Origin of the sequence: Enterococcus sp. C74, from assembly GCF_040887125.1 — a bacterium.
Taxonomy (GTDB): domain Bacteria; phylum Bacillota; class Bacilli; order Lactobacillales; family Enterococcaceae; genus Enterococcus_B; species Enterococcus_B hirae.
This window is the reverse complement of the sequence record NZ_JBFOFA010000038.1, coordinates 1-513: the sequence shown is the minus strand read 5'-3', so window position 1 is coordinate 513 and position 513 is coordinate 1. Positions and strand designations below refer to the sequence as shown.

The window sequence follows — 513 nt, the reverse complement described above, 5'->3', positions numbered from 1 at the left end:
CCTAAATATTCTAGACCTAACTATCTATTTTGAGGTAAATTGTTAAACCAAAGAAAGATATAAAGAGAAATTTTGCTTGATTTACAAAGGTACTCTTCAATACACGCCCGAAGAGTGTCCACATTATTCAACATATAGGAAGAACTTTTTTAAACCACCGAGTGAAGGAAACCAATGCACGACTTAAAAGTACTTCTCAATACCAACGTGGGCTTGGTAGAAAAATGAAACGTTATTGGAAACTCCTACAAAAAGAAGAAGCAAAGTTGAACTATGAAAAACGGGTTTGGTGTTCCAGTTTCAAAGATTACTTAACTGAAAGTGAGATTGTCGACCGATTGTTAGCTACTTGTGCCGATCTACGACAAGGCTATCAGTTATACCAAGATGTTCTTTATGAGTAAAGAAAAGAGATCATTCACTATTTGAGGACTGTTTATCCAGAGAAGTCAGCCAGTTACCTGAAACTTATGCGATAACTTTGCGAACATTTAGAAAGTTTCTGCCACAGAT

The 513-nt window shown here is 35.9% G+C and carries 1 pseudogene; it reads left to right on the top strand.

What is annotated here, in order from left to right:
* Window positions 1–119: 119 nt before the first annotated feature.
* Window positions 120–513: pseudogene (locus AB3H93_RS14160) on the top strand (ISL3 family transposase); the annotation flags it as partial.